The sequence below is a fragment of the Flavobacterium sp. genome (assembly GCF_044338735.1).
Classification (GTDB): domain Bacteria; phylum Bacteroidota; class Bacteroidia; order Flavobacteriales; family Flavobacteriaceae; genus Flavobacterium.
In genome coordinates this window covers 1-6535 of the sequence record NZ_JBIIWV010000117.1, presented here as the reverse complement: position 1 = coordinate 6535, position 6535 = coordinate 1, and the positions used below count along the sequence as shown (strand labels likewise).

Sequence of the window (6535 nt, the reverse complement as noted above, 5' to 3'; positions counted from 1 at the left end):
AAACTTCTCACATACGGCAAAAAGATGGTGGAAGCAAACAAATGGTCCACTGGTTTTTCAAAGAAACCTTGAATTTGATCGGCATGTAAATCCATGGTCATAATTCGGGTTGCTCCTGCAGTTTCCAATAGTTTTGCAACTAATTTTGCTCCAATTGGCACTCTTGGTTTGTCTTTTCGGTCTTGTCTTGCCCAACCAAAGTAAGGAATAACTGCGGTAATATGTCTGGCCGATGCTCTTTTCGCTGCATCAATCATTAATAATAATTCCATTAAATTGTCGGCACTTGGAAAAGTTGAACAAACTAGGAATACACGCAATCCTCTTATTGATTCTTCAAAAGAAGGCTGAAACTCGCCATCACTATATATTGAGAACGTAACTTTACCCAGTTGAGCACCATACTTTTCAGCAATTTGCTCCGCTAGGTACACACTTTGAGAACATGCAAAAATTTTAGCTTCTGGTTCTTGATACAGCATGTTAATTTATTGTTTAATAGTTAGTTAGTGTTGTGTTGTGTTAACGAGGTGCAAATTTAGAAATAAAATCGAACTCTGAAAGGATATTTTTAACTATTTTTTAATGAATTGCAGAATTATTTTTTACATTTGCACCCACTTATTGATGAAATCATCTATTTTCCTTGCCCGGATGGCGGAATTGGTAGACGCGCACGACTCAAACTCGTGTACTTAGGTGTGTGGGTTCGATTCCCACTCCGGGTACTTTCTCGAACCAAAAACGGCTAAAAGAAATTTTAGCCGTTTTTTTTGTTTAAATTGTGATGCAATTTTATCTAGCTTTTTTACTACTGTTAGATAATATTTTTAGATATTTTGTCTATCTATGGTCTTATAAATCTATTTACAATTCATAGTTTGGGCTTTAAATAAATGGTTTTCATAGATTATGATTTTGCAAAAGCAATTAAAGGCAGCAAATCTTGTTGGTCAGCCTTTTTTACTGCTTTTATATATTCTGTCCTTGTCTCTGTTGCTTTCACTAAATTAGTACCTCCCCAAGAAAAGATCTTTTCATTGTATAATTTTTCCATTATTAAATCTGCCATCAATCTGGAATGCCTTCCGTTCCCATTTGCAAAACAATGGATGCTTACTATACGATGTTTAAAGCGAATTGCGATTTCCTGCGAATTATAGGTTTTGTTTTGTGTCCAATAAACAGCATCATCTAATAATTGCTTCAATTCAACACCAATTAAATAACTCTTACTGCCGATGTTTTTTTCAGAGGTTCTAAATGTTCCTGCCCATTTCCAAACTTCTCCATACATTCGTTTGTGCAAATCTTTGATGAACTTTTCTGAAAAAAGTTGTTCTGCTTTTAGTTTTTTACCAAAAGTCCATTGAATCGCCTTTTCTATATTGAGTTGCTCAAATTCGTCTAATTCTTCCCTTGTTGTGATGGATGATATTTTTAATCCTTCTTGTTCATCCTCACTCAAAGGCGTTTGCCCTTCTATGTAATTAATATTTAGTCCCATAAATATTTTGGCATTTCATGTTTGATTTCTGCTGTTTTTTGTGCAATGGCCTTTTCAATTCTTAATTCCGAATTTTGTTGGTCTTCCAATGTCATTGTATTGTTTGTTCTCATCACTATTTCAGTGGCTAATGCTGCGGCACGTTTTTCTATCATTTGTTCTAACGATTCGTGTTTGGAAACAAAACCATATACCAATTGCATATCTATTGCATTAGCAACGTCTCGCAAGGTATTCAATGATATAGTTCCAGCTATTTCTCTGTTTTCCAATTGCCTTATATTTTGCGCGGAAAAATTCATTCTACTTCCTAATTGGCGTAATGACATTTTCAATGCAGTACGCACTGTTTTAACCCATCCATTTGTTGGAATTTTATTTTCTTTAAGAGATTCAAAAGCTCTTAACTTTTTATCTACTTGTTCTATTATCAATTGTTGTTTTGTATTTTTCATAAACCTATAGATTTAAAAATGAAATACAAATGTAAACCTTTAGATTTAAATAAAAAAATTATTTTAAACTTTTAGATTTAAATATTTTAATAGATAAAAAAACCAATACTATGTTTAGTATAAGCTTTTTAGAAAAGTATCCTAAAATTTAATCAAATGAAATTTTACACAATACGCTTTCAACAATTTCTAATTCTTTATAAAAACGGTTAGACATTTCACTTGTTACGTGTGCTTTTAAAATCCTTAATTAGCTAATTTATAGTTTTTAAGGATTTTTATTTTTAAAAACAGACAACAAAAAAAATTCTTCATTTGGTATAGTCTTCGCAAAATTTAACTTTTAATTCAATTGTATTATCTTAAATAAAAAATACTTTTATTTTAAAATACATCACAAATCAAAAAATATTAATGTTGTAAATATAACATTAATCGAATGGGTTGTTATTATTTTAAAATTGTATGTACTATTTATGCGACAATAACCCCTATTATTTAGATGTTTTTTTATTTCAATATATTTTAAAAAAATTATTTTTAAACCATTGATTATCAATAAATTAATTTAATTACTCATTTAATTATTATTTTCAAAATTCAGTAATTAATAAAGACCTTAATTATTGTATGTACATCATATACGTTATATTTACTTTAAATAGATAATTTAATCGTATTTCGAAACTTTTAAATGAATAAATAAGTTTTTTTAATATTCGTTAATCACCAAATTTTTAAAATTATGAATAAAATTTACAAAACTAATGCAGTTCGTAATTCATTAGAAAGAAAACAAAAAACGACGTTACATTTCATGTTAGGTTTTTTTATGTTTTTTGCTTTCTGTGGACTTCAAGCTCAAACAACATTGATTAATCCGGCTACAGAAGGTGGATTTAATTCAGGTTCAACTTTTGCAGCTAATGGCTGGACAGTTGCTAATGAAGGAACAGGACCTATAAAATGGGCTCTTGGAACTGCTGCCTCTGGAATAACTGCTTCTGGAGCTACAACATCGGGTTCGGCAACATTTACGCTCGCAGCAGCAAATCCATCTATTATGGCAGGTCAATTTGCTTATGGTTTCAATATTCCTACTAATACATTTGTAGTGAGTGTTTCGGGCACAACCGTTACATTATCACAAAACGCTACTACTACTGCAACCAACGTAGTTTTAGGTTTTAGTGCGTTTCCAGGAAGTGTAAATGTGAATGCAACTCAATCAACTTCAGCAACTGTTGCATTAGCGTCATATACAATCACATTGGCTGCAGCTAATCCAAATATTGCAGCGGGTATGTTAATTACTCCTTCAAGCATAATTGATGCGGGAACTTATGTAGTTTCGGTTAGTGGTACCAGCTTACGAATATCTAAACCAACACTGGCGGCGGCAACAACTGCACAAACATTAAACTTTACGGCTAATGGTTCATCAATTACAGGAAATGCTGCTTATATTACTAATGATAATGGAGTAACCAATTCTTATGGTGGAAATGCTACCAATAGAACACTCTACTTATATAGAGACATTACAACAGCACCCGCTTCTGAAAAAGCAATGACGTTGTCTTTTGATGTAAAATCGCCTGTGAATACTACAAGTGCAGGTTGGCAAGTATGGGTGGCTCCAATCACTCAAAATGTTACCGGAACTAATACTCAAGTTACAACGCCTGGTAATTATGGGGTAAACTGGCCAGGTGCAACCATGATTGCATTTGGAGCAGAACCACAAGTTTCGGCAACAAAAATGACGGCTTTTATTCCTAAATCATTTGCGGGAACATCGTTCAGATTGATTTTTGTTTGGACAAATGCGGCTTCTTCAGGTACTTTACCTCCAGTTGCTATTGATAATATTTCACTTACTTCAAGAGTTTCAGATGAAATCACAGCGGCGCAATCGGGTTTATGGTCTATGGCATCTACTTGGGATGGTGGAAAAGTGCCAACTCATGCTGATACCGTTGTTTTGGACGGTGCAGAATCAGTTATTGTTGATGCAAGATATACAGGTTGTGAAGATTTAATCCTTGCTGGAGATAATGCTTTACTTCAATTTGGATTTTCAACTCCTGTTGATGAATTTACCATTTATAATGATTTGAATGTTGCTGCAAGTGGTGCAAGATTCAATAATCATGATGGTACAAACGGTAAAAATATTAAATTAGGTCATAATTTAGATGTAGGTGTTGGTGGAAGATTTGATTCAAGTTTAGGGAGTGCTGCTTTTCATGGAAGATTAACTTTAAATGGTTCAACGGTGCAAAATATAACGGTTAATCCAGCTGGTTTTTTTGGAGGCTCGCTAATACAATCTCAAACCGCAGCAAGTACAGCTGCCAATCAAATAGGTGTGCTTAATCAATTAGAAATTAATAATACAGCAACTGCCGCTTCAAACGTAGTTTGGAATGTGCCTTTGACAAGAATAAAATCGAATCTTATTTTTACAAATGCAAGAGTGAATGTTACGACAGGAAATCGTTTTGTATTTGGTAACTTTGGTAGTATGTTAGGAAGTAATTTTATTTGTAATTCTGGTTCAGGATTTACAAATGGTTTAATATCTAGATGGTTAGTGGGTAGTGATAATTATACTGTTAATCCAGGAACAGAATATCCAGGATTACATAATAATGGCAATGTTTACAGATATCCTTTTTTAAGTCCTACTGGTGCTGATAGAACTTTTTATGTATTGCCTGATGGTAATGCTTCTCCAGCAGGTGAAATAGCGGTTTTATATACCCATTCAAATACAGTTACACCAAGTTTGTCAATTGCAGATGGAAGTTATACCATTAACAATCGATTTGAAGGAAATTATACAGTATCTACTCCAAATGCGAGTGCAACTCCTATCGCAATTACATATGTCCCTAATGCATCAACTCCTACATTTAGAATTGGTGCATATTTGAATGGTGCATTTGAAGCATTAGATGGTTCTACTCGTTTTATGAATCAAACTGCAGCTTTGGCAGGAACTCATCAAGATGGAACCAATAGACCTTTTGTTTTTAGAAAAGGACTTTCTTTAACTGATTTAACAACTGCTCCTATTTATGTAGGGATAAAAAGTTCAAGCACTGTTGATATTAGTACAGCTATTGTTTCTGCGGGTTCTGGAGATTGGAATACAGCAGCTACTTGGGTAGGCGGTGTGGTTCCTGGTTGTACAAATTCTGTTTCAATTGCTTCAGGACATACCGTAACAGTTACATCATCAGCCAATGCTGCAAATCTTGTAATTGCAACAGGTGGAACTTTGGTAAACAACTCTACAACCAATAATATGACTGTAGGTTGTACAAATAATAATGCTGCTTTTTCAAATTATGGTACTCACACAATGACTTCAGGAAAGTTGTTTGTAAACGGTTTTGTGGTACATAAAGCAGGTAGTTTCTTCAATCAAACAGGTGGAGAAATTATTGTAGATAGTAATAATAATGGAGATACTGCTACCTCAGTTGCTTTTGGTGGTACTTCATTTAAAATAGAAACTTCAAACTTGAATTTGACTGATGGAAAAATCACAATTGTAGATCCATTGGTAAATATTGAAACAACACCAATAACAGCAACATCAATTGCAAATTTCAGTTTAAATACACAAGGTTCTGCAGGAGTTTTTGTTAAAACAACAACAAACGTCCTATCAACAAACAGTTTTACTACTAGTAATTCAGGTGGAAATATGATAGCTGTTGGCCAAGTAGTATCAGGTCATGCTAATATTCCAGCTGGAACAACAGTTTTGAGTACATCGGTAAACTTTGCAGGAACTGTTAATACAGTAACACTTTCCCAAAATGTTACGGGTAGTATTCCATCTGGAACGGATTTGAATTTTTCCTCTATGTTAAACGGAAATACTTCTATTGTTATTGAAAATGCTGCTGGAAATGCTAATTTAGCGGTTGGTCAAGTGGTATCTGGAAATGGTATTCAAACAGGCACAACAATAGCAAGCATTGCTGCTGAATTTGGAGGACCTGCAAGGGTAAGAATTGTATTGTCTTTACCTGTATTAGGTTTGGCTACTTCTCCAATTACTGCGCCTGTAACATTAAGTTTTTCTGCTGTAAATGTGGGTTCTCCCGTTACTGTTTTAACAGCTGCAAATCCAAGCATTCAAATTGGTATGCCAGTTACCGGAACAGGTATTTTACCAGGAACTATTGTGGCTAATATTGAGGGTACCGTTTTGACATTATCAGAACCTGTTCAAGCAGGTGCACCTTCTCCATTAGTAATGTCTTTTTATACATTCTTCACACAATCTAGTGGTTCATTTATTTACGCATCACCTAATCATTATGCAACGGGTTTAAATCATACGTTACAAATTGGGGATGGTGTTTCTACACAAAACACTTCAATTGTTACCAATGGATTCAGCTGTCAGTTTCAAGCTGGTGGTGGATTATTATCGTTAGGAAATCTAACTGTTGATGCTCCTAATGGTGCTGAAAGATTCATGAATGTGAGTAGTAATAACGTAAATAGTGGTACTGTTCCGGCTGGATATAATTTTAATGTTCAAAATAAT

General features: G+C 33.9%; 4 protein-coding genes and 1 tRNA gene. 2 read left to right on the top strand and 3 right to left on the bottom strand.

Annotated elements, in window-relative coordinates:
* A partial coding sequence (gene prs, locus ACIQZC_RS08025; protein ID WP_396138715.1) for a ribose-phosphate diphosphokinase occupies positions 1–482 on the bottom strand: 482 nt, incomplete at its 3' end.
* Positions 483–648: 166 nt separating this feature from the next.
* Between prs and ACIQZC_RS08020 the strand changes: the two genes are divergently transcribed.
* Positions 649–728: transfer RNA gene (locus ACIQZC_RS08020), tRNA-Leu, on the top strand.
* Between the two features lie 182 nt (positions 729–910).
* Here the strand turns inward: ACIQZC_RS08020 and ACIQZC_RS08015 are convergent.
* On the bottom strand, positions 911–1507 hold the full coding sequence (locus tag ACIQZC_RS08015) for a mobile mystery protein B (protein ID WP_396138714.1): 597 nt from the start codon (positions 1505–1507) through the stop codon (positions 911–913).
* Complete coding sequence (locus ACIQZC_RS08010; protein WP_396138713.1) at positions 1498–1962, bottom strand: mobile mystery protein A; 465 nt, start codon at positions 1960–1962, stop codon at positions 1498–1500. The genes ACIQZC_RS08015 and ACIQZC_RS08010 overlap by 10 nt, the downstream gene beginning before the upstream one ends.
* 745 nt (positions 1963–2707) lie before the next feature.
* Between ACIQZC_RS08010 and ACIQZC_RS08005 the strand changes: the two genes are divergently transcribed.
* On the top strand, positions 2708–6535 hold a 3828-nt coding region (locus tag ACIQZC_RS08005), incomplete at its 3' end, for a beta strand repeat-containing protein (protein ID WP_396138712.1).